Source organism: Microbacterium sp. ZW T5_45, from assembly GCF_044987415.1.
Lineage (GTDB): Bacteria > Actinomycetota > Actinomycetes > Actinomycetales > Microbacteriaceae > Microbacterium.
This window is the reverse complement of the sequence record NZ_JBJDRJ010000002.1, coordinates 26,620-46,739: the sequence shown is the minus strand read 5'-3', so window position 1 is coordinate 46,739 and position 20,120 is coordinate 26,620. Positions and strand designations below refer to the sequence as shown.

Annotated in this window: 21 protein-coding genes; 13 read left to right on the top strand and 8 right to left on the bottom strand. The window is 69.9% G+C overall.

Annotated features, from left to right (window positions below):
- Window positions 1-86 precede the first annotated feature (86 nt).
- Window positions 87-1,085 (bottom strand): LacI family DNA-binding transcriptional regulator, encoded by a 999-nt coding sequence (locus ACI3KS_RS01260; protein WP_404914382.1) that lies wholly within the window; start codon window positions 1,083-1,085, stop codon window positions 87-89.
- 32 nt (window positions 1,086-1,117) lie between these two features.
- The gene (locus ACI3KS_RS01255; protein WP_404914380.1) at window positions 1,118-2,530 is read right to left on the bottom strand and encodes a GH1 family beta-glucosidase; all 1,413 of its coding nucleotides are present in this window, start codon (window positions 2,528-2,530) and stop codon (window positions 1,118-1,120) included.
- Window positions 2,531-2,713: 183 nt separating this feature from the next.
- Between ACI3KS_RS01255 and ACI3KS_RS01250 the strand changes: the two genes are divergently transcribed.
- The 4 genes from ACI3KS_RS01250 to ACI3KS_RS01235 all read left to right on the top strand — a co-directional run bounded on the left by ACI3KS_RS01250 (window position 2,714) and on the right by ACI3KS_RS01235 (window position 5,159).
- Window positions 2,714-3,247 (top strand): adenine phosphoribosyltransferase, encoded by a 534-nt coding sequence (locus ACI3KS_RS01250; RefSeq protein ID WP_404914378.1) that lies wholly within the window; start codon window positions 2,714-2,716, stop codon window positions 3,245-3,247.
- A 358-nt stretch (window positions 3,248-3,605) separates the two neighbouring features.
- Window positions 3,606-3,854 (top strand): phosphoribosylformylglycinamidine synthase subunit PurS, encoded by a 249-nt coding sequence (gene purS, locus ACI3KS_RS01245; RefSeq protein ID WP_217178708.1) that lies wholly within the window; start codon window positions 3,606-3,608, stop codon window positions 3,852-3,854.
- Entirely contained in the window at window positions 3,851-4,558 is a 708-nt protein-coding gene (gene purQ, locus ACI3KS_RS01240) for a phosphoribosylformylglycinamidine synthase subunit PurQ (protein ID WP_404914376.1), read from the top strand. The genes purS and purQ overlap by 4 nt, the downstream gene beginning before the upstream one ends.
- A 148-nt stretch (window positions 4,559-4,706) precedes the next feature.
- Window positions 4,707-5,159: a VOC family protein gene (locus ACI3KS_RS01235; protein WP_404914374.1), complete on the top strand. Its 453-nt coding sequence runs from the start codon at window positions 4,707-4,709 to the stop codon at window positions 5,157-5,159.
- An 84-nt stretch (window positions 5,160-5,243) separates the two neighbouring features.
- Here ACI3KS_RS01235 and ACI3KS_RS01230 read toward each other — a convergent pair whose 3' ends face one another.
- Window positions 5,244-5,672 carry a DUF1761 domain-containing protein gene (locus tag ACI3KS_RS01230; protein WP_404914372.1) on the bottom strand — a complete coding sequence of 143 codons (429 nt, stop codon included), beginning with the start codon at window positions 5,670-5,672 and terminating at the stop codon, window positions 5,244-5,246.
- 247 nt (window positions 5,673-5,919) lie between these two features.
- Between ACI3KS_RS01230 and ACI3KS_RS01225 the strand changes: the two genes are divergently transcribed.
- Complete coding sequence (locus ACI3KS_RS01225) at window positions 5,920-7,581, top strand: glycoside hydrolase family 13 protein (protein ID WP_404914370.1); 1,662 nt, start codon at window positions 5,920-5,922, stop codon at window positions 7,579-7,581.
- 140 nt (window positions 7,582-7,721) lie between these two features.
- Window positions 7,722-8,726, top strand: a complete 1,005-nt coding sequence (locus tag ACI3KS_RS01220; protein ID WP_404914369.1) for a LacI family DNA-binding transcriptional regulator — start codon at window positions 7,722-7,724, stop codon at window positions 8,724-8,726.
- Window positions 8,727-8,989: 263 nt separating this feature from the next.
- Here ACI3KS_RS01220 and ACI3KS_RS01215 read toward each other — a convergent pair whose 3' ends face one another.
- From ACI3KS_RS01215 to fdxA, 3 genes are read right to left on the bottom strand one after another with little or no spacing between them, the layout of a single operon-like run.
- Window positions 8,990-9,622: a superoxide dismutase gene (locus ACI3KS_RS01215; RefSeq protein WP_404914367.1), complete on the bottom strand. Its 633-nt coding sequence runs from the start codon at window positions 9,620-9,622 to the stop codon at window positions 8,990-8,992.
- Between the two features lie 46 nt (window positions 9,623-9,668).
- Window positions 9,669-10,205 (bottom strand): flavin reductase family protein, encoded by a 537-nt coding sequence (locus tag ACI3KS_RS01210; protein ID WP_404914365.1) that lies wholly within the window; start codon window positions 10,203-10,205, stop codon window positions 9,669-9,671.
- On the bottom strand, window positions 10,198-10,527 hold the full coding sequence (fdxA, locus tag ACI3KS_RS01205; RefSeq protein WP_404914363.1) for a ferredoxin: 330 nt from the start codon (window positions 10,525-10,527) through the stop codon (window positions 10,198-10,200). Before fdxA ends, ACI3KS_RS01210 begins: the two co-directional genes overlap by 8 nt.
- 143 nt (window positions 10,528-10,670) lie before the next feature.
- Between fdxA and soxR the strand changes: the two genes are divergently transcribed.
- From soxR to ACI3KS_RS01175, 6 genes are all read left to right on the top strand, one after another.
- Window positions 10,671-11,108 carry a redox-sensitive transcriptional activator SoxR gene (gene soxR, locus ACI3KS_RS01200; protein WP_404914591.1) on the top strand — a complete coding sequence of 146 codons (438 nt, stop codon included), beginning with the start codon at window positions 10,671-10,673 and terminating at the stop codon, window positions 11,106-11,108.
- 156 nt (window positions 11,109-11,264) lie between these two features.
- Window positions 11,265-11,609: a carboxymuconolactone decarboxylase family protein gene (locus tag ACI3KS_RS01195; protein ID WP_404914361.1), complete on the top strand. Its 345-nt coding sequence runs from the start codon at window positions 11,265-11,267 to the stop codon at window positions 11,607-11,609.
- 14 nt (window positions 11,610-11,623) lie between these two features.
- Window positions 11,624-12,721, top strand: a complete 1,098-nt coding sequence (locus tag ACI3KS_RS01190; protein WP_404914359.1) for a nucleoside hydrolase — start codon at window positions 11,624-11,626, stop codon at window positions 12,719-12,721.
- A gap of 3 nt (window positions 12,722-12,724) precedes the next feature.
- Window positions 12,725-13,981 (top strand): hypothetical protein, encoded by a 1,257-nt coding sequence (locus ACI3KS_RS01185; protein WP_404914357.1) that lies wholly within the window; start codon window positions 12,725-12,727, stop codon window positions 13,979-13,981.
- Complete coding sequence (locus ACI3KS_RS01180) at window positions 13,978-15,246, top strand: LLM class flavin-dependent oxidoreductase (protein WP_404914355.1); 1,269 nt, start codon at window positions 13,978-13,980, stop codon at window positions 15,244-15,246. Before ACI3KS_RS01185 ends, ACI3KS_RS01180 begins: the two co-directional genes overlap by 4 nt.
- Entirely contained in the window at window positions 15,243-15,938 is a 696-nt protein-coding gene (locus tag ACI3KS_RS01175) for a hypothetical protein (protein ID WP_404914353.1), read from the top strand. Before ACI3KS_RS01180 ends, ACI3KS_RS01175 begins: the two co-directional genes overlap by 4 nt.
- A 189-nt stretch (window positions 15,939-16,127) precedes the next feature.
- Here ACI3KS_RS01175 and ACI3KS_RS01170 read toward each other — a convergent pair whose 3' ends face one another.
- Both ACI3KS_RS01170 and ACI3KS_RS01165 read right to left on the bottom strand, forming a co-directional pair.
- A complete protein-coding gene (locus ACI3KS_RS01170) occupies window positions 16,128-17,381 on the bottom strand; it encodes an LLM class flavin-dependent oxidoreductase (RefSeq protein WP_404914351.1) in 1,254 nt (417 codons plus the stop codon).
- Window positions 17,378-19,405, bottom strand: coding sequence for a hypothetical protein (locus tag ACI3KS_RS01165; protein WP_404914349.1), 2,028 nt, complete (start codon window positions 19,403-19,405; stop codon window positions 17,378-17,380). The genes ACI3KS_RS01170 and ACI3KS_RS01165 overlap by 4 nt, the downstream gene beginning before the upstream one ends.
- Window positions 19,406-19,527: 122 nt before the next feature.
- On the opposite strand from ACI3KS_RS01165, the gene ACI3KS_RS01160 reads away from it, so the two are divergent.
- Window positions 19,528-19,965: a hypothetical protein gene (locus ACI3KS_RS01160; RefSeq protein WP_404914347.1), complete on the top strand. Its 438-nt coding sequence runs from the start codon at window positions 19,528-19,530 to the stop codon at window positions 19,963-19,965.
- Window positions 19,966-20,120: the final 155 nt, after the last annotated feature.

Genomic DNA, 20,120 nt, shown 5'->3' with positions numbered 1-20,120 from the left:
ACGGGCGCGGACCACCTGGAGGGGCGTCAGGTCCGCGCCCGTGACGTACCCCGCCTGACGGTGGATGACACCGGCGTCATCCACCGTCAGGCGGACTCCCGCACCACCAGCTCGGTGCGCAGGATCGTCGAATGCGGCGCGCTGCGCCCGGCGAGCACGTCGAGCAGCACGGACGCCATCACCTCGCCCTGCTCGTACATCGACTGGCGCACGGTGGTGAGGGCGGGCTCGACATTGACGGCGACCTGCGAATCGTCGAAGCCGACGACCGCGATGTCGTCGGGCACCCGCACGCCGGCGTCGCGCAGCACTCGCAACACCCCGCGCGCCATGAGATCGCTGGCGACGAAGATCCCGTCGGGACGTCCGCCGGATGCCGCGAGCAGCTGCCGCGCCGCCTCCATCGCGCCTTCCTCGGTGAAGTCACCGTCGAGCACCGCGAACGGTTCGAGACCGGCATCCGTCAGCGCGTCGCGGAATCCGCGCACGCGATCGATGCCCGCCCGCATGCTCTGCGGCCCCGAGACGGTGGCGAGGCGACGACATCCGCGATCGATGAGGTGCTGGGTGCCAAGGCGAGCGCCGCGCACGTTGTCGACGTCGACGATGTAGTCCCCGGGGCGGATGCGCGCGGGACGCCCCCCGAACACCACGGGGACCGACTCGGCGATCCTCCCCACGAAGGAGTCATTGGAGTGATGCGAGACGATGATCGCCCCGTCGACCCCGCCGTTGCGCACGAAGCCGGCCGCCTTCGCCCCGCCGTCGTCGCTCGCGATCAGCAGGTTGAGGATGTAGTCGGACCTGGTCATGCGCGCGCTGATGCCGGCGACGACCTCGGCGAAGAACGGGTCGCCGAAGAAGCGCGCGGTGTCTTCGGGGACGATCAGCGCGATCGCCTTCGTCTGCCGGGTGGCGAGGCTGCGTGCCGCGGGATTGGGCACGTAGTTGAGACGGGCGATCGCGTCGTTGACGGCGGCGAGCGCCTCGGGACTCACGGATGTCGACCCGTTCACGACCCGCGACACCGTCGAGCGGGACACGCCCGCGGCCGCCGCGACCTCCTCGATCGTCGCCCTGCTCATGCTGCTCCTGCCGTGTCGCCGCGGTGGACCTCTCAGAGGGAACGAGCCGCGATGATCCGAGAGTACTTCAGGCCGGAGTCCTTCACGACGCGCTCCTGGGTGTCGTACTCGACGCGCACGATCCCGAACCGCTTCTCGTATCCCCAGGCCCACTCGTAGTTGTCGAGCAGCGACCAGTAGAAGTAGCCCCGCACGTCGACGCCCGCGTCGATCGCGTCCTGCGTCGCACCCAGGTGCGCCTCGAGGAACTCGACGCGGTCGGCATCCGGCACCCGATCGCCCTCGCGGACGTCGTCGAAGGCGGCGCCGTTCTCGGTGACGTACAGCGGGATGCCGGCGGCGTACTCGGTGGCGACCCGCTGCAGCAGCGTGGTCAGTCCCCCGGGCTGGATCTCCCAGCCCATGCCGGTGCGCGCGAGTCCGCGCTCGACCCAGTGGATGCCGTCGTGCGAGGGGAACGGCGAGGCGGTGGGCCGATCGGTCGGCGCCTGGTCGGCGGGCGGATGCACGTCGGGCTCGGTGCCCGAGAGGAGCTCGCCGTGGTAGTAGTTCACGCCGAGGGTGTCCAGCGGCGTCGAGATGATGTCGAGGTCGCCGTGGTGCACGGCATCCTCCCACCGGGCGACGGCCGCGGAGTCGACCGAGCGGAAGTCGCGGATGATGTCGTCGGGGTAGACCCCGCGGAAGATCGGGTCGAGGAACCAGCGGTTGAACTGGCCGTCGATGCGCCGCGCGGCATCGACGTCGGAGGGGTCATCGGGGTCGGCGGGGTCGGCGACCGTGAGATTGAGGGTGATGCCGAGCTCGAGCGACGAATCCCTGGCGCGCAGCTCCTGCACGGTGCGGCCGTGGGCCAGCAGCAGGTGGTGGGCGGCGAGCATCCCGTCGCCGACGTCGATCCGGCCGGGGGCGTGCACGCCCGCCGTGTACGAGAGGAACGACGAGCACCACGGCTCGTTCAGCGTGGTCCAGTTGCGCACCCGGTCGCCGAGCGCGTCGTGCAGGCTCCCGGCGTACTCGACGAAGCGCTCGACGGTGTCGCGGCTCGTCCAGCCGCCCTTCTCCTCGAGTGCCTGCGGCATGTCCCAGTGGTGCAGCGTGAGCCACGGCACGATGTCGGCCGCCAGGAGCTCGTCGACCAGACGGCTGTAGAAGTCGATGCCCTTCTGATTCGGGGCGCCGCCGTCGGGACGGACCCGCGACCACGAGGTCGAGAACCGGTACGCCTGCAGCCCGAGGTCCTTCATGAGCGCGACGTCCTGCGGATACCGGTGATAGTGATCGCAGGCGACGTCACCGTTGTCGGCATTGATCACGGCGCCGGGGACCCGCGAGAACGCGTCCCAGATCGAGGCGGTGCGACCATCTTCGAAGGCTGCGCCCTCGATCTGGTACGCGGCGGTGGCGGCGCCGAACAGGAAGTGTTCGGGGAAGGTGCGCGTCACGGGGACTCCTCTGTCGTGTGCGTTGCCTGTCCCGCGGAGTTCGACGTTCAGGGCCGATCCTCGCGCCCGTCACACGCCGCGAAACGATGGGGTGATCATCCAGTCTATGGGAGCGCTCCCAGGTGCTCAACGGCATCCGTCCGCCCGCAGCGTCCGTCCTGCGAGGGCGGGTACCCTTGACCAGTGCCCGAAGCCGAACTGTCTCCCGCCCTCGTCCGCGCCCAGTCGCTGATCCGCTCGGTCCCCGACTATCCGGAGCCCGGGATCATCTTCCGCGACATCACTCCTCTCCTGGCGGATGCCGAGGCACTGCGCGTGACGACCGAGGCGATCATCGAGCCCTTCGCGGGTCAGTTCGATGTCGTCGCCGGCATCGAGGCGCGAGGGTTCATCCTCGCCGGCACCGCGGCGATCGCGGCCGGCGTCGGCCTGATCCCGATCCGCAAGGCCGGCAAGCTTCCGCGGCCCGCGGCATCCGTCGATTACGCGCTCGAGTACGGCACCGCGACGATCGAGATGCACGACGACCTGCCGGCAGGGTCGCGTGTTCTGCTGATCGACGACGTGCTCGCGACCGGGGGCACGCTCGCCGCCGGACGTCAGCTGGTCGAGCGGCTCGGCAGCCACGTGGTGGGCATCTCCGTGCTGTTCGAGATCGACGGCCTGGGCGGCCGCGAGGTCGTCGGCGACCTGCACACGGTCTTCCACTCCGCCTGAGGGGTGCCGCCCCCGCGTGCGGTCGCGCGTGCGGTCGCGCGTGCGGTCGCGCCCCTCGCACCTACGGCCCCTCCACCTCGCGCCGACGCCCCCGTTCAGCGCCGACAGCCTCTCGGCCCGGCGCCCACGCCCCCGTTCAGCTACGACGCCCCCTCTGATTCGCGTAAATGAGCGGGGGCGCCGTAGCTCAGCAGGGGCGTCGGCATCCCGAATGGCCTGAGCGCGACCGCGTAAGACCCCACGCGCGAGCCGGTAGAATGAGACCGCCCTCCCATCCGCGACTCTGGCGTTTCGACTCCTCGCTTCGCTCGTCGCTCTACGACCGATAGCTGCGGCCTACGGCCGCCAGGAGAAACAGATGCCCACCATCGTCGTCGACGTCATGCCCAAGCCCGAACTGCTCGACCCGCAGGGGAAGGCCGTCTCCGGCGCGTTCACCCGTCTGGGCGTCGAAGGCTTCACCGATGTCCGCATCGGCAAGCGCTTCGAACTCACGGTCGAGGGCGAGGTCACCGACGAGGTGCTCGCCGAGGCCCGCCGCATCGCCGACGAGGTGCTCTCGAACTCCGTGATCGAGGACGTCGTCGGCATCGAGGTCGCCGAATGACCACCCGCATCGGGGTCGTCACGTTCCCCGGTTCGCTCGACGACCGAGACGCGCAGCGCGCGGTGCGTCTCGCCGGCGCCGAGCCCGTCGCCCTCTGGCACGGCTCGCACGATCTCGAGGGCGTCGACGCGCTCGTCCTGCCCGGCGGATTCAGCTATGGCGACTACCTGCGCGCCGGCGCGATCGCCGCGCTGTCGCCGATCATGGCCGAGGTGAAGGATGCTGCGGCCAAGGGCATGCCCGTGCTCGGAATCTGCAACGGATTCCAGATGCTCGTCGAGGCGCACCTGCTTCCCGGTGGCCTGATCCGCAACGACCACCAGCACTTCGTGCGTCGTGACCAGAAGCTCGTGGTCGAGAACTCCGACACCGCGTGGACCAACGCATTCCGCACGGGCCAGGAGATCGTGATCCCGCTGAAGAACGCGGACGGCGGCTACATCGCCGACGAGCAGACGCTCGACCGCATCGAGGGCGAGAACCTCGTCGCGTTCCGCTACGCGGGCGTCAACCCGAACGGGTCGCTGCGCGACATCGCCGGCATCACGAACGAGGCGGGCAACGTCGTGGGGCTCATGCCGCACCCCGAGCACGCCACCGAGCCCGGCTTCGGCCCCGACACGTCCGCCGCCATGCGCAGCGGAGTCGACGGCCTCGACTTCTTCACGAGCGCGATCGCCGCGGTCGCCCGGGTCGCCGCCTGAGAACCTCTCCCGAAGACGGATGCCGCGTGCTGCGGCATCCGTCTTCGTCGTTCTCCGGGGTCCGTCCCCCATCGGCTGAGGCCCGGCGGGCCGCGGGCGACCGCGAATGACCCTGTCGGATGCCGGATCCGAGGGGTAGCATCCGGGCATGCCCATCGCACTGGAGAACGTCGGCATCGCGGTCCGCGACATCGACGAGGCGATCGCGTTCTTCGTCGATCTCGGCCTCGCACTCGTCGGTCGCGATGAGGTGAGCGGCGAGTGGGCCGATGTCGCGGTCGGCCTCAACGGGAACCACGCGAAGATCGCGGTGCTGCAGACACCCGACGGCCGCGGTCAGCTCGAGTTCTTCGAGTACCTCCATCCCGATGCGATCGAGACGACGCCCACGCTGCCGAACGAGATCGGCATGCACAGGGTCGCGTTCTCGGTCGACGACATCGACGCGTCGCTCGCGATCGCCGCGCGGCACGGATGCTTCCCGCTGCGCGGCGTCGCGAACTACCAGAACGTCTACAAGCTCACGTATCTGCGCGGCCCGAGCGGGATTCTCGTGATGCTCGCACAGGATCTGAGCGAGAACCCGGCGCCGTCGGCCTGAGGATCCGCGGGGATCTCCCTGGTTCCCTGCTTCTCTCGGTGCGCGGGCATGCCGGCCTGCAGTCCGGCGCGCGGCTGCCCCAGCTCAGCCGAGGGCAGGAGGCCAGACGCCGATCAGCACCGCCATCACGACGACCGTCACGAGTTCGTGCGCGATGTTCATGGTCGTGAGCCCACTCGGGCGCCCCTCGAACGCGTCGTGGGTGATGAACCGCGCGGCGGTGAATCCCGCCCACAGCGTCACCGCGGTGACGATCGTGCCCCAGAAGAAGGACCCGTCGTAGAAGTGCCAGGCGATGGCGGATGCTCCGGCCAGCACCCACGCGGTGATGAAGCTCACGACCACCGTGACGATGATCGGTACCGCCGCGGTCGCCGCGGGGCGATCCATGTCGACGTTCGCGAGTTTCGACCAGCGGGTGCCGAACACCTTCGGCGCGTACCAGACCGACCCGACGATCATGCTCGACAGAGTCGCCAGCAGGACCGCCCAATAGTTGATCTCGGGAACCATGACAGCCTCCACTCCTCGGATGCCGCCACACTACTCCCGGGCTGCCCTTCGTGTGAGACCGACATTCCTGCGCGAGACCGCCGTTCCTGCAGGAGACCGCAGTGCGGAGCATCCGTCTCACGCAGATACGTCGGTCTCGCCCTCACAGATACGTCGGTCTCGCCCTCACCACCCCGTCCACACGTAAGTCGAACCGATTCGATCCGCACCCTGGCGAGAATGCAAGCGCTTGCATTAGCCTGGTCGCATGGCACAGCTTGAGCAGATCGCAGCCCCCGGTTCCGAGTGGTGGCGCAGTGCGGTCATCTACCAGATCTATCCCCGTTCCTTCGCCGACGCCTCGGGCGACGGCATCGGCGACCTCCCAGGCATCACGAGCCGCCTCGACTCCCTCAAGGAGCTCGGTGTCGACGCGATCTGGCTGAGCCCGTTCATGACCAGCCCGCAGAAGGATGCCGGCTACGACGTCGCCGACTACCGCGATGTGGACCCGCTGTTCGGCACCCTCGCCGACTTCGACATCATGCTGAACGCCGCGCACGCCCGCGGCATCCGCGTCGTCGTCGACCTGGTGCCCAACCATTCCTCCGACCAGCACGTCTGGTTCCAGCAGGCGCTGAAGGCCGCTCCCGGCAGCCCCGAGCGCGCGCGCTACATCTTCCGCGACGGCAAGGGCGAGAACGGCGAGCTTCCGCCGAACAACTGGGAGTCCGTTTTCGGCGGCGGCATGTGGGAGCGGGTCATCGAAGCCGACGGCACCCCCGGCCAGTGGTACCTGCACATCTTCGACGTGAGCCAGCCGGACTTCGACTGGACCAACGAGGAGGTCCGCGAGGAGTTCCGCTCGATCCTGCGGTTCTGGCTCGACCGCGGCGTCGACGGATTCCGGGTCGACGTGGCCCACGGCATGATCAAGAAGGACGGCCTCCCCGACTACACGCCGCCGGCCGATGCCGACTCGATGGGCGGCGGCGAGGACGACGTGCCGTACTGGGGCCAGGACGGCGTGCACGACATCTACCGCGACTGGCACAGACTGCTCGCCGAGTACGATGGCGACCGTGCACTGTGCGGCGAGGCGTGGCTGCCGACCCTCAAGAAGACCGCGCTCTGGGTGCGTCCCGACGAGATGCACCAGACCTTCAACTTCGGTTATCTGATGACCCCGTGGGACGCCGCCGAGCTGCGCGACGTCATCCGCAACTCGCTCGACGAGTTCGGTGCCGTCGGCGCGCCGAGCACCTGGGTGCTCTCGAACCACGACGTGGTCCGGCACGCGACGCGGCTCGCGTTGACGATCGACAACCCGCAGGGCGACGGCATCGGCCCGAAGACCCCCGGAAAGCCCGATCCGGCGATCGGCCTGGCTCGGGCACGCGCGGCGACCACGCTGATGCTCGCCCTCCCGGGCTCCGCCTACCTGTACCAGGGCGAGGAGCTGGGCCTGCCAGAGGCCATGGAGATCCCCGACGAGTTCCGCCAGGATCCGACGTGGTTCCGCACGAACGGCGAGCGGTACGGACGTGACGGATGCCGCGTGCCGCTGCCGTGGGAGGCGGATGCTCCGGCGTTCGGCTTCAACGAGACCGGACTGTCGTGGTTGCCGCAGCCGACGGAGTGGACGACCTACGCCCGCGATGCGGAGGAGGCGGACCCGACGTCGACCCTCGCCCTGTACAAGGAACTGCTCGCCGTGCGCCGCGAGCACGGCTTCGGGTCGGGATCCCTCGTCTGGGAGGATGCCGGCGATGACACCGTGGCGTTCCAGCGGGGTGCCGTGCATGTGCTCGCCAACCTCGGCAGCACCCCCGTGGCACTGCCGGCCGATGCGACCGTGCTCGTGAGCAGCCAGCCGTTCGAGGGCGCGTCAGTGCCCGTCGACGCGGCTGTCTGGTACGTCAAGGCCTGACGCATGACCTCCTGTCCTGCGCCGGCCGCGAGTCGGCGCAGGACGGGTTCGGGTCGGCACCGGATGTGGTCGGCACCGCCCCACCATCACTCGGCATCGCCCCACCATCACACAGCCCAGCCGCGAGGAGGAGAGAACTCATGGCCAGCATCGATGACGTAGCCCGGCAGGCAGGCGTGTCCACCGCGACCGTGTCGCGCGCGCTCTCCGGCCGAGGCGTCGTCTCCCCCACGACCCGCGAGCGTGTGCGCGAGGCTGCGCACGCTCTCGGCTACGTGGTCTCCGCCCATGCGTCGAGCCTCGCGTCAGGGCGCACTCGCAACATCGGCGTGATCGTTCCCTATCTGGATCGCTGGTTCTTCAGCACCGTCCTCTCCGGGGTGTCCTCTGCCATGATGCGCGCGGGGTACGACATAACGCTCTACAACATCACCCCCGACCGCGAGGTGCGCCGCCAGGTCTTCGGTGACTTCCTCCGACGCCAAGCCGTCGACGGCGTGATCGCCGTCTCGACGAAGCTCGATGAGGATGAGACCCAGCAGCTCCTCGACCTCGACCTCCCCGTCGTCGCGATCGGCGGGCCCCACCCGCGCCTCGACACGCTCATGGTCGACGAAGCGGCCGTGGCGCGGCTCGCCGCCGAGCATCTGATCAGCCTCGGCCACCGCGACATCGCCTACATCGGTGCGGGCCCGGCGTTCGACACCGACTTCCTCGTGCCGACGCACCGCCGCCGGGGTTTCGAGTCCGCACTGGCTTCTGCAGGTATCGCATTCGATCCGCGTCTCGTGGAGCCGGCGGACTTCACGATCGAGGGCGGTCACAGGGCCGCCCTCGCCCTCCTCGATCGCCCCGACAGGCCGACCGCCCTGCTCGCGGCATCCGACGAGATGGCGATGGGTGCGCTGCTCGCCGCCCGCGATCTCGGCATCCGCGTGCCCGAACAGCTGTCGATCATCGGCATCGACGGCCACGAGCTCGGCGAGTTCTTCGGCCTGACGACGGTCGACCAGTTCCCGCATGCGCAGGGCGAGCGGGCGGCCGAAGCGGTGCTCGCGAAGCTGACGGATGCCGCGCCCGACGGCATCCGCTCGTCCCTGCCCGTCGAGCTGAAGGTGCGGAAGTCCACCGGCCCGCAGATCTGATCGGGCCTTCCGCGAGCCGCGACCTCTGCGGCCATTCCCACCTTCTGCGGCCCCATTCCCCCGACCAGGCCGCAGAACATGACATCCACCGCCGAACCGGCACCCCTCTCACCGCCCCTGACGCATCAACGCAATCGGACGACTGCACCCGAATCGGACGCACAGCACAGAATCGTCTGAAGAGCATGCGATCGTCCGAAAAGCCTCGACAACGCACGACGCCCGTCCCCGGAATCCCGGGGACGGGCGTCGAGAAGGTGCGATCAGCGCGCGGCGACGATGAGGCCGGCCGTGGCCTCCTGCGCCTTGGCGAAGCGGCGCTGCACGTCGGGCCAGTTCACGAGTTCCCAGAACGCCTTCACGTAGTCGGCGCGGACGTTGAGGTAGTCGAGGTAGTACGCGTGCTCCCAGACGTCGAGCTGCAGCAGCGGGATGACGCCGAGCGGCGCGTTGCCCTGCTGGTCGAACAGCTGGAAGATCACGGGGCGGGCACCGATCGAGTCCCAGGCCAGCACGGCCCAGCCCGAGCCCTGCACGCCGAGCGCCGTGGCGGTGAAGTGCGCACGGAACGCGTCGATCGAGCCGAACTCGTCGGCGAGCGCCGCCTCGAGCTCGCCCTCGGGGTTGCCGCCGCCGTCGGGCGACAGGTTCTCCCAGAACACGGAGTGGTTGGTGTGGCCGCCGAGGTTGAACGCGAGGTCCTTCTCGAGCTTGTTCACGGCGACGAGGTCACCGGCACCGCGCGCCGCGGCGAGCTGCTCGAGAGCGGTGTTCGCACCGGTCACGTAGGCCTGGTGGTGCTTCGAGTGGTGCAGCTCCATGATCTTGCCGGAGATGTGCGGAGCGAGTGCCGAGTAGTCGTACGGCAGCTCGGGGAGGGTGTACGGAGCGGACATGCGCTTCCTTCCTTTCGATGGTTCGGTGGTTCGGTGGTTCGAAGGTTCAGTGGTTCTGGTCGTGCGGGAGAGCGTGGAACTGACGGTCGACGTAGACCAGCGGCCGACCGGGACGGCCGAGCAGCACCTCGTCGACCTCGGCGATCACGACGGTCGAGGAGCCGACCGCGACGGTCGTCATCGGGTGGCAGCGCATCGCGACGCGCGCCTCGGCGAGGTACGGCTCGCCGGTCGGCAGCACGCCCCAGCCCTGATCATCGGTGAATCGATCGGCTCCGCTCACCGCGAAGCTCTGGGCCAGCGCGGAGTGCTCGTCGTCGATCAGGTGCACGACGAAGGTGTCGGCGGCGAGGATCGCCCCGGCGCTCCCGGTCGCGCGCGTGACGGAGAACACGATCGCGGCGGGATCGACCGCGACGGATGCCACGCTGGATGCTGTGAGCCCGACGGGCCCCTCCGGGCTGGACGCCGTGATGATCGCGACGCCGGCCGGGTGGGTGCGGAAGGCGGCTTTGAGGCCTTCGCCGACCTCGGATGCCACAGGTGCAGGCGCGGCGGCCACGGGAGTGGGGGATTCAGTCATGGGGCGCCTCCTGGGGCGGGAGTCCGGAGATCAGGGGATGGTCGTGTGCGATCACGCCCAGCTTCGCGGCTCCTCCGGGGGAGCCGATCTCGTCGAAGAACTCGACGTTGGCCTTGTAGTAGTCCTGCCATTCATCGGGCAGGTCGTCCTCGTAGTAGATCGCCTCGACGGGACACACCGGCTCGCACGCACCGCAGTCGACGCACTCGTCCGGATGTATGTACAGCGAACGCTCACCCTCATAGATGCAGTCAACGGGGCACTCGTCGATGCAGGCACGATCCTTGACATCCACGCACGGAAGAGCGATCACGTACGTCATCCGATGCTCCTCCCGAGGGGTGCTGCTGTCGAGGTCACGTGATCAACGTTAAAACCTCAAGTATGCTTGAGGTCAAATCCGGGAGGTCATAGGTGGACACACGAGCAGGTTCCGACCGCACCGTGCATGCGCCGGACGAGCCGATGACGGTCGGAGAGATGAGCAGACGAACGGGCGTCGCGGTCTCGGCACTGCACTTCTACGAGAAGCTCGGCCTGATCGCCTCGACCCGCACGGCGGGCAACCAGCGCCGCTACGCCCGCCACATGCTGCGGCGCGTCTCGCTCGTCACGGTCGCGAAGCGTCTCGGCATCCCGCTCTCCGATGTGCAGGAGGCGTTCGCCGACGTGCCGCTCACCGAGACGCCCAGCCACGAGGACTGGCAGCGCGCATCGCGTCGCTGGAAGCGGATGCTGGAGAAGCGGCGCGAGGGCATCGAACGACTCGAGCGCGAACTCACCGGATGCATCGGCTGCGGATGCCTGTCGATGAAGGCGTGCGGGCTGCTCAACCCCGACGACGCGCTGAGCAGTCAGGGTGCGGGACCCCAGCGCCTGCGCGACGACGAGGACGACGACTGACGCGGCGCGGCGGGAGACCACGCCGCTCATGACCCTGCATGACCTCGTGTTGCGTTCCGAGATGCGCCCCGCCACCGCTCGTTCTAGCGTCGCGGTAGACCCTCCTTCCCGCACGCCTGTCGGCGCGCCCCGGAACCCGACATCAGAGAGCAGAGCATGAGCGACTACTTCGACCGTGAAGCGGACAAGACCTACACGAAGGTCTACAAGGAGCAGACTCCCGACATCCTCCAGGCGTTCGCCGCGTTCGACAGCGCCGTCTTCGCCTCCGACGACAAGCGCGCGATCCCGCTGAAGTACCGCGAGCTCATCGCGCTCGCGGTCGGCATCACGACCCAGTGCGTCTACTGCATCGACGCGCACTCGCAGAAGGCCGTCGCCGCGGGCGCCGACGAAGCCGAGCTCGCCGAGGCCGCCTGGGTGGCCACCGCGATCCGCGCCGGCGGAGGCTTCGCGCACGGACGCCTGGCGTTCAAGCTCGCCGAACCCCACCAGCACTGAGCGGATCCGGTCGCATGCCTGCTCCCGAGTTCGCCCCGGAGAAGCAGTGGATCATCGTCGACACCGACACCGGGATCGATGACGCCCACTCGCTGCTGTACCTGCTCGCGCAGCCCGATGTCGAGATCGTCGGCATCACGACGATCTACGGCAACTGCTCTGTCGACGACTCGGCGCGCAACGTCGCCTACGTCCTCGACGTGGCCGACGCCACCGGCATCCCGATCTACCTCGGCGCCTCGCATCCGCTCGATGGCGACCCGTCGATCGCGTGGTTCGTGCACGGGCACGACGGACTCGGCGACCGCGGATTCGAGCGCCCGGAGCCGACTCTCGAGCAGGAGTCGGCCGCCGACTACCTCGTGCGCATCGCGAACGAGCACCCCGGCCAGATCGACCTGCACCCGCTCGGGCCGCTGACGAACATCGCGCTCGCGCTGGAGAAGGATCCGGAACTGTTCCTGAAGTTCCGCTCGGTCGTGATCATGGGCGGCGCGGGCCCCTACCCCGCCCCCGGCACCCCGACCGTCACCGACGCGAACACGAACAACGACCGCGCAGCGGCCGAGAAGGTGTTCGGCGCCGTGAACAACGGCAACGTCATCATGGTCGGCGTGAACGTCACCTCGCAGGCTCTGCTCGAGGAGGACGTGACCGCCCTGCTGCTCGGCTCCGACCTGCCTGCAGCGCACTTCGCCGGCACGATCCTCGACGCCTACAACGACTTCTACCAGTACAAGTGGGGACGCCGGATCTCGGCCGCCCACGACGGTCTCTCGTCGGTGATCCTGCACCGTCCGGAGATCATCACCGGCTGGATCGAGGGCCCGGTCGACTTCACCCCCGCGGCCGGCTCGCTGGCCACGCGGGTGGCCCTGACGAGCGACGGACTGCCGCTCGTGTGGGGCACCCCGGAGGGCGCCTCGACGCGAGCGGTGACGTCGTTCGACCTCACCGAGTTCCGCCGTCGCTTCGTGCACGCGCTCGCCTACGGCCGCACGCGCCCGGCGCTCGACCCGGCCGGACGAACAGCGCCCGCGAACTGGCCGAACTCGGGCCCGTCCGGCGTCGCCGGCTCGATTCCGTCCGGCGTCGACGGCGAGCAGGGCTGACGGATGCTGGAGGATCTGCTGGCCGTCACCTCGGTGCGCCACATCGGATACGACCTGCCGAACGCCGAGGCGATCGACGAGGTCATCGCCCGGATCGCCGCGTCCGCCCCCGCGCGCGACCACGACGGCGATGCCGAGCGCGGCCTGCGGGCCGACGTCCGCGAACTCGCCGCCCTCGGGCTGACCGCCGCACGCCTGCCCGTCGAGGCGGGTGGCGCCGGGTTCACATACGCGCAGCTCGTCGACCTGCAGATCCTCCTGGCCCGCGCCGACTCGAACGTCACCCAGAGCCTGCGCACCCACTTCACGACGAGCGATCGCGCAGCCCGGGCGATCGCCCGCGGCGAAGCCGATTCCGCCACCGCGGAGATCGCGGCAGGGCGTCTCTTCGCCGGAGCCACGACCGAGGGCGGCCAGGGGGCGATCGGCACCGTCGGCACGAGCATCCGCACCGCCTCCGACGGCACCCTGCGCGTGAACGGTCGCAAGGCCTATGCGACCGGCACCGGCTACGCCGACTGGATCTCGGTTCTCGTCTCGGACGAGGACGGCCGGCACCTCGTGGCGCGCGTGCGGGCGGATGCCGAGGGTGTCGTGCTGCACGACGACTGGGACGGCGTGGGCCAGCGACTCACGACCTCCGGTACCGCCGAGTTCACCGACGTCGTGGTCGACCCGGCCGATGTGCGCGTAGGCGAGGGCTCGCGCGCCGATCGCCTCGGCAACCTCGACGCGGTGCTGCAGCTCACGCACCTCGCGACTCTCGCGGGCATCGCGCTGCGCACCCGAGACGATGCGATCGCCTGGCTGCGCTCGCGCACCCGCAACTTCAGTCATGCCTCGACCGCCGTCCCTGCTGAGGATCCGCAGCTGCAGGAGCGCATCGGTACGCTCGACGGTCTCGCGCAGGCCGTCGTCGCTTCGGTGCGCGCGGCCGCCGCACTGCTCGGTGCCGACCTCGATCGTCCGCTCGACGAACAGACCGGGGAGGGACACCTCGCGGTGACCCGTGCCCAGATCACGGTTCCCGCACTCGTGCTGCAGGCGGCCCAGAGCGTGTTCGACCTCGGCGGCGGATCGCTCGTCGACGGCCGCCTCGCGCTCGACCGGCACTGGCGCAACGCCCGCACGCTCAGCAACCACAACCCGGTGCACCTCAAGGCCCGCGCGCTCGGCGAGCGCGCGCTGCTCGGTGCCGACCTGCCGGAGATCTGGTACGTCGGCACCGGCCGCATCGACTCACGGAAGGATGCCGGATGACCCGCCCCCTCGTGCTCGGCGCGAACGTCTACGACTACGGGACGGATGCCGGCGCCTGGCGGGCTCCGGGAGAGAGCGCGCTGCGCGTGTTCGAGGCCGAGTTCTGGCGCGACGCGGCGCGCACCGCCGAGGATGCCGGGATGCACGCGATCTTCCTCGCCGACACCCCCGGTCTCGCATCGAATCCGGCGATCCGGCCGAGCCGTCTCAACGAGCCGCTCGCCGCACTGTCGACCGTCGCCGCCGAGACCGAGCACCTCGGCATCATCTCCACGGTGTCGACGAGTACGAACGACCCCGTCGAGCTGGCCCGCCGGCTGCTGACGGTGAGCGCCTTCAGCGGCTCGCGCTTCGGCTGGAACGTCGTCACCGGCGTCACCGGACCCGCGCTCACCGATTTCGGCTACACCGAGGAGCCGGGTCGTGAGGACCGCTACGCCCGCGCCGAGGAGTTCGTCGCCGCATACAGCGCCTTCGTCGATGCGGTGCGCGACGACACCGACTACGTGCACGACGGCGACCTCTTCGGGGCGAGCATCCCGCGTTCCGAACTGGGTGTCGACCCGGCGATCCGGGCACTGCTGCCCGACGTCGCCCCTCTCATCGTGCAGGCGGGCGGCTCGCCGCGCGGCCGCCAGCTCGCGGCCGAGAGCGCGGAGGCCGTGTTCGCGGCCGAGACCGTGAAGGAGACGGCCGCCGAGAACGCGGCCGACCTGCGGCGCCGCGCAGCGGAGCTCGGACGCCCCGCTCCCCTGGTGCTGCCCGGCATCCATCTCGTCGTCGGATCGACCGAGGAAGAGGCCGAGCGCCGCTTCCAGACGATCCACGAGCGCAGCCCCGAGGGGTATGTGCTCAAGCGCTTCACAGGCATGTTCGGCATCGACGCCTCTCGGCTCGACCTCGATGCGCCCGCCGAGGGCGAGATCCAGCGATTGTCGGGCGACCCGTCCGCCGCGCCGATCGGCTTCCGCAAGGCGATCGCCGCATACGGCGCGGCCGGCAACCTCACGGTGCGCGAGCTGCTGCGGTACTTCGCCGGGTTCGGGCACCAGTTGTTCGTCGGCTCGCCGGAGCGGCTCGTCGACATCATGACGGATTGGGTGGATGCCGGGGCGGCCGACGGCTTCAACCTGCTGTTCGACACCAACCCGTGGGGGCTGCGCGAGTTCGCGGAGCACGTCACGCCGGTGCTGCGCTCGCGTGGTCTGCTCGCGGATCCCGGGGACTCGCCGTTCACCGCATTCATGAGGGAGGCCCGCCGATGACCACGATCCTGCGTGTGGACGATGCGACGCTGGCGGCCTTCGCGGTGCGCGCCGGAAGCGGACGCGAGGCGCGGGCACGACTCGGAGCCGAGCTGGATGCCGCGGCCGATGTGCTGCTGCTCGGTGCTCTCGACGGTGTCGCCCCGGACCGTACCGCTGCGGCATCCGCTCTGCTCGCGATCACCCGCCGGGTCGTCATCGTGCCGATCATCGGGTGGCGTCAGCATCCGATCAATCTCGCGCGGACGATCGCGACGCTGACGAATCTGCACGGGCGTCGCGTGGGGCTGGCGGGGTCGTCTGCGGATGAGCTCGCGCTGATCTCGCGTCTGTTCGAGACGTGGCCTCTGGATGCGATCGTCGGGGATGCCGACGCGGGAGTCTATGTCGACGACTCGCGCATCGTGCGCATCGCCGACCCGGAGTTCCCGACGATCGGCGGCCCGCTCACGGTTCCCGTCGACGTGTCCGACAAGCCCGTCACCGTGCTGCTGTCGTCGGATGCCGTGCTCTCACCGGGCGTGGACGTCGTGCTCGACACGGTCTCGGTGCCGGTGTGGGGATCGGCCGTCGCACTGTCGGATCGGGGTCCCGCTGTCGGCGCGCGCGCCGCGTTCGGTCTCGGCGCGTCCCAGCCGTTCGCCGAGGGGACTCCGGCCTTCGCCGGTGCGGGCCGGTTCGACCAGGTCTGACGCCCCGGCCCCTGAGCGACACTTCGGCTCGCTGACGCTCGCTCAGTGCGGGTCTTCGCGAGACGAAGGGCCCGCACAACGGAGGACTTCTGCACAACGGAGGTCTCCTGCTCAGCATCCGCCCTCCGCACCGCAGATCTCCTCCGCACTGCGACGCACGCAGCGGCCCGCCGAGCGGGCCGACCGTGATCACGGACGGCGGAAGCGCTCCAGGATGCCGCCCTGACCGTACTCGCGGCGGAAGATCCCGCGGCGCTGCAGCTCGGGCACGACGTGATCGACGAAGTCCTCGAGCCCCGAGGGGAACAGGTCGAGCATGATGTTGAAGCCGTCGGCAGAACCCGCGCGGAACCACTCCTCCATCGTGTCGGCGATCTGCTCGGGCGTGCCGGCGAGGAACCGCTGACCGTAGCCGCCGAAGTCGCGCAGCAGCCGCCGGATGGTCGGCCGGTCGGCACGGATGCGCTCGATCAGCACACGTCGATACGCGGCGGACCAGCCGGCATCCTGCTGCTCGGCCTCGACGAGGATGCTCTCCGGCACCTGCCCGTCGAGATCCAGCCCGGAGAAGTCCGCGCCGAGAGCCTTCGACAGCTCGTTGAGGCTGTACGTCGCCGGAGCAAGGTGCTCCCAGTGGTCGAAGCGGTCCCACGCCTCCTGCTCGGTGCTGCCGATCACCACGGCGAGACCGGGGAACACCCGCACGTCATCCGCAGAACGCCCCGCCTCAACCGCGTACCCGCGGATCTTCTGGCGATGCTCCGCCGCCGACACCGGGTCATGGTCGACCGAGTACACGCCGTCCGCGACGAGACCTGCCAGACGCCAACCCGGCTCCGATCCACCGGCTTGCACGATCGCGGGCCGATCCGCCACGAGGCGCTCCATGCCCAGACCGGCATGAACCGAGAACGAGCCGTCGTGATCGACCACGTCCGACGTGCCGGCGGTCTCCCACAAGCGCTTGATGACCGTCACGAACTCCTCGGCGCGGGCGTACCGCACCTCGCGCGCGGGCACCTCGGTGATACCGAAGTTCCGAACGGCCTCGACGTCCCAGCTGGTCACGGCGTTCCAGGCGAACCGCCCCTGCGTCGCGGTGTGCAGCGCCCACAGGCGGCGCGCGAGCTCGACGGGCTCGTTCAGCGTGGTCGACGCGGTCGCCACGAAGCCGAGGTACTCGGTCGCGGCGGCCATCGCGGGCACGAGGACGCTCGGGTCGAGATACTGCACCGGACGGCTGCGCGGGTCGGTGATCGCGGGTCGGTCGGCGAGGAAGATGCCGTCGACGAGCCCGCGCTCGGCGATGCGGGCGACGTTCTGCCAGTGGGCGAGGTCGACGATCGCGTCGGTCCGGTTTTCGGGATCGCGCCAGGCGGCCGGACGCTGGCCGACGCCGAGGACGTTGATGTTGACCGTGAGCAGGCGGTTGTCGTCGGTCATGATGCCTCCGTGTCGCTGCCGCGCTCGAAGCGGGCGGATGCTCCGGGGAGCTCGTACAGTGCCGGTGCAGGCAGCCGCAGCCGCTCGCGGAGTGTCTGCGGCGTGCGTTCCGGCGCCGAGGGCAGCGACGCGGCGATCGCGAGCAGCCCCTCGACATCGGATGCCGTGCGGCTCGACGCGAGCGCGTGGCCTGCGGCATCCGCAAACGGCAGCACCCACGAGTCGCCGCGGACGAGCAGGTCGACATAGCGGTGCACGTCGTGGAAGCTGCGCGATGACACGAAGACGGGCAGGTGCTGCGGGCTGCTCGGCACGTTCAGCGGACCGGCCGTCGGGTATGCGCCCTCGGCGTTGATCCGGCGGATCTGCTCGGTCTGCGCGAAGTGCGGGGCGTCGTGGCGCGCCGCGATGCTCTCCTGCGGCCAGGTGCGCAGCAGCTGCTGGGCGACGCGGATGCGGTCGCGCTCGGCATCCGTCTCGACATCGCCGTCTGCCAGCACCCAGGCCGTGCGCCCGCCCGAGAGCTGCTCGAGCGAGGCGATGCGCCGGGCCAGGTTGTAGGGGTGTCCGGTGTCGCCGAGATCGCGCGTGCCGATCGCGAACCACGCCGTCGGCAGCCGGTGCAGCAGGGTGGCGATCGCGACGGCGGCGTCGAAGTACGAACCCTTTTCGTCGTCGAACTGGATGAGCACCTGCTCCCGGCCGTGGAAGGCGGCGGCCACCTCGTCGAGCACCCGAGGATCGGCGGTGAGACGACCGGCGAGCGCCGCATCGATGCGCACGACGGTGAGCGGACGGATGCCGTCGGCGATCGCCTGTGCGACAGCGGCCTCCCTCTCGGCGGGTTCGGCGATGCGGTCGATCGCGTACATCTCACGGTCAGCGATCGCGCGCAGACGATGCAGCACCGGGTTGTGCGTCGACACGGTCTGGGCGTTCCTCCAGAAGCGGTCGAGCCGCAGTCCGAGTCGCAGGTTCTGCGTCTCGGCGGGGTCGTCGAGCAGCGCGGGCAGCGCCATCAGCCGGTCGGCGGCCTCGATGACCTGCTCGACGATGACGGCCTGCGCCTGGAAGACGGCGTTCACGGCGTCGTCGGCGATGTCCTCGGCATCCGCATCTCCGGCCATGATCGCCTGGTGCGCGATCTCGGTGAGCCGGCCGATCTCGCCCAGCGACGAACGTGCGGATGCTGCGAGCGCGCTGATGCGCCCGTATCCCTCGAGCACGAGGATCGGCGAACCGCCGTGCGCGCGGTCGATGAGGTCGATGAGGTCGGCGGCGGTCGCACGGGTCGCTTCGCCGATGCCGACGAGCACACCCAGCAGCATGAGCTGCTGCCAACCGGGGGTGCCGAGGTGCTGCGTGCCCCAGGGGGCGACGTCGCCGGGGTCGACCTCGGCGCCGTCGAGCACGGTGGTGCCGCTCGCGGTGGCGCGCTGGCCGAAGCCGGTCCAGTCGTCGAGCAGCGTGACGCCGGCGGCATCCGTCTTCAACGCCGCGATCACGAGCTCGCCCGCGTCGTCGACCGCGCTGTACTCGAGCCAGTCGGCGTAGCGGCTGCCGGTGGAGTAGAACTTGCGACCGGTGAGCCTCGGCACGCCCGTCTCGGTCGACAGGCGGGTGGTGAAGACGCTGGGGCCCGAGCCGTCGGCCTCGGTCCAGCCGCCGCCGATGATCGCGCCGGCCGCGACGCGGGAGATCCAGCGGTCGCGGAGCGGTCCGGCCGGACTCTTCACGTGGCGCTCGGTCGCGAGCACGTGCGTGCGCCAGCTCTGCGCGAGGTTCGAGTCGGCCGCGGCGATCGCGACGAAGGCGTCGAGCAGGTCGAGCACGTCACCGCCAAGGCCACCTTCGGCGACGGGCACGCGGATGCGGCCGAAGCCGGCGGCGGCGAGGCGGGTGAAGAAGCTCTTCGGGAGCTCGGGGGCATCGGCGATGCTCGCCTGGCGGATCTCGTCGAGGAGCTCCGGAACACCGGGGGTTCTCCGCGCCCAATCCAGGGAGCCGAACGGACGGGAGGTCATGCAGCCAGCGTAGCCAGCGCGGCGCGGACGAGCGGCCGAGTGTTAACGCGCATGACGCCGTTGCAGGAACCTGTTCGATACAGTCGGAGCTTCGCCTATGATCCGCCCGTGTCTGGAGATTCATGACCGTCGACACCTCCGCCGTCCGCGATCGGCTCACCACGCTCGGCAGCCCCTGGACGGACGGACCGTTCGGGACGGCGGTGGCGCACGCCGAACTGATCGCCGAGGTCACCGCGACCGGCGCCGCGCAGACCGCCGCGCGCACGCGTCGCCAGCAGCACGGCAACACCGAGCGGGCGGCCGACGATCCGCAGTTCCTGCGAGTGCTGGCGGATGCCGACGCACGCAGCGCCGTCGCCACGGCCGCAGTCGACTCGCTCGTGCGCGGAGCCGAGGAGGGCACGGCATCCGATGCCGATGCGGTACTCGTCGCCGCCGGGCTCTCGGCACTGTCACGCGAGGCGGTGCGAGCACTCTTCGAGACGCTCGGCGCATCCAGCACGCTCACCGAGCACGGCCTGCAGCACTTCTGGACCAGGCTGCACGAGCTCGGCTGAGCCTCGTCCGCCCACCGACCGGAGCCCGGTCGCTGGGCGAGAAGCGCAGCGACGAGAGCCCGGTCGTTGAGCGAGAAGCGCAGCGACGAGACGAAACGCCCGTCACAGATCTCAACATCCCGGCGCCGACGGTTCCCGGAACACCTGACGATTCT

What these genes read in the sequence shown, in the direction of transcription:
- ACI3KS_RS01260 (WP_404914382.1), bottom strand. Translation starts at nt 1,085, where the DNA reads ATGAGCAGGGCGACGATCGAGGAGGTCGCGGCGGCCGCGGGCGTGTCC.
- purS (WP_217178708.1), top strand. Translation starts at nt 3,606, where the DNA reads ATGCCCACCATCGTCGTCGACGTCATGCCCAAGCCCGAACTGCTCGAC.
- purQ (WP_404914376.1), top strand. Translation starts at nt 3,851, where the DNA reads ATGACCACCCGCATCGGGGTCGTCACGTTCCCCGGTTCGCTCGACGAC.
- ACI3KS_RS01235 (WP_404914374.1), top strand. Translation starts at nt 4,707, where the DNA reads ATGCCCATCGCACTGGAGAACGTCGGCATCGCGGTCCGCGACATCGAC.
- ACI3KS_RS01230 (WP_404914372.1), bottom strand. Translation starts at nt 5,672, where the DNA reads ATGGTTCCCGAGATCAACTATTGGGCGGTCCTGCTGGCGACTCTGTCG.
- ACI3KS_RS01225 (WP_404914370.1), top strand. Translation starts at nt 5,920, where the DNA reads ATGGCACAGCTTGAGCAGATCGCAGCCCCCGGTTCCGAGTGGTGGCGC.
- ACI3KS_RS01220 (WP_404914369.1), top strand. Translation starts at nt 7,722, where the DNA reads ATGGCCAGCATCGATGACGTAGCCCGGCAGGCAGGCGTGTCCACCGCG.
- ACI3KS_RS01215 (WP_404914367.1), bottom strand. Translation starts at nt 9,622, where the DNA reads ATGTCCGCTCCGTACACCCTCCCCGAGCTGCCGTACGACTACTCGGCA.
- ACI3KS_RS01210 (WP_404914365.1), bottom strand. Translation starts at nt 10,205, where the DNA reads ATGACTGAATCCCCCACTCCCGTGGCCGCCGCGCCTGCACCTGTGGCA.
- fdxA (WP_404914363.1), bottom strand. Translation starts at nt 10,527, where the DNA reads ATGACGTACGTGATCGCTCTTCCGTGCGTGGATGTCAAGGATCGTGCC.
- soxR (WP_404914591.1), top strand. Translation starts at nt 10,671, where the DNA reads ATGACGGTCGGAGAGATGAGCAGACGAACGGGCGTCGCGGTCTCGGCA.
- ACI3KS_RS01195 (WP_404914361.1), top strand. Translation starts at nt 11,265, where the DNA reads ATGAGCGACTACTTCGACCGTGAAGCGGACAAGACCTACACGAAGGTC.
- ACI3KS_RS01190 (WP_404914359.1), top strand. Translation starts at nt 11,624, where the DNA reads ATGCCTGCTCCCGAGTTCGCCCCGGAGAAGCAGTGGATCATCGTCGAC.
- ACI3KS_RS01185 (WP_404914357.1), top strand. Translation starts at nt 12,725, where the DNA reads ATGCTGGAGGATCTGCTGGCCGTCACCTCGGTGCGCCACATCGGATAC.
- ACI3KS_RS01180 (WP_404914355.1), top strand. Translation starts at nt 13,978, where the DNA reads ATGACCCGCCCCCTCGTGCTCGGCGCGAACGTCTACGACTACGGGACG.
- ACI3KS_RS01175 (WP_404914353.1), top strand. Translation starts at nt 15,243, where the DNA reads ATGACCACGATCCTGCGTGTGGACGATGCGACGCTGGCGGCCTTCGCG.
- ACI3KS_RS01170 (WP_404914351.1), bottom strand. Translation starts at nt 17,381, where the DNA reads ATGACCGACGACAACCGCCTGCTCACGGTCAACATCAACGTCCTCGGC.
- ACI3KS_RS01165 (WP_404914349.1), bottom strand. Translation starts at nt 19,405, where the DNA reads ATGACCTCCCGTCCGTTCGGCTCCCTGGATTGGGCGCGGAGAACCCCC.
- ACI3KS_RS01160 (WP_404914347.1), top strand. Translation starts at nt 19,528, where the DNA reads ATGACCGTCGACACCTCCGCCGTCCGCGATCGGCTCACCACGCTCGGC.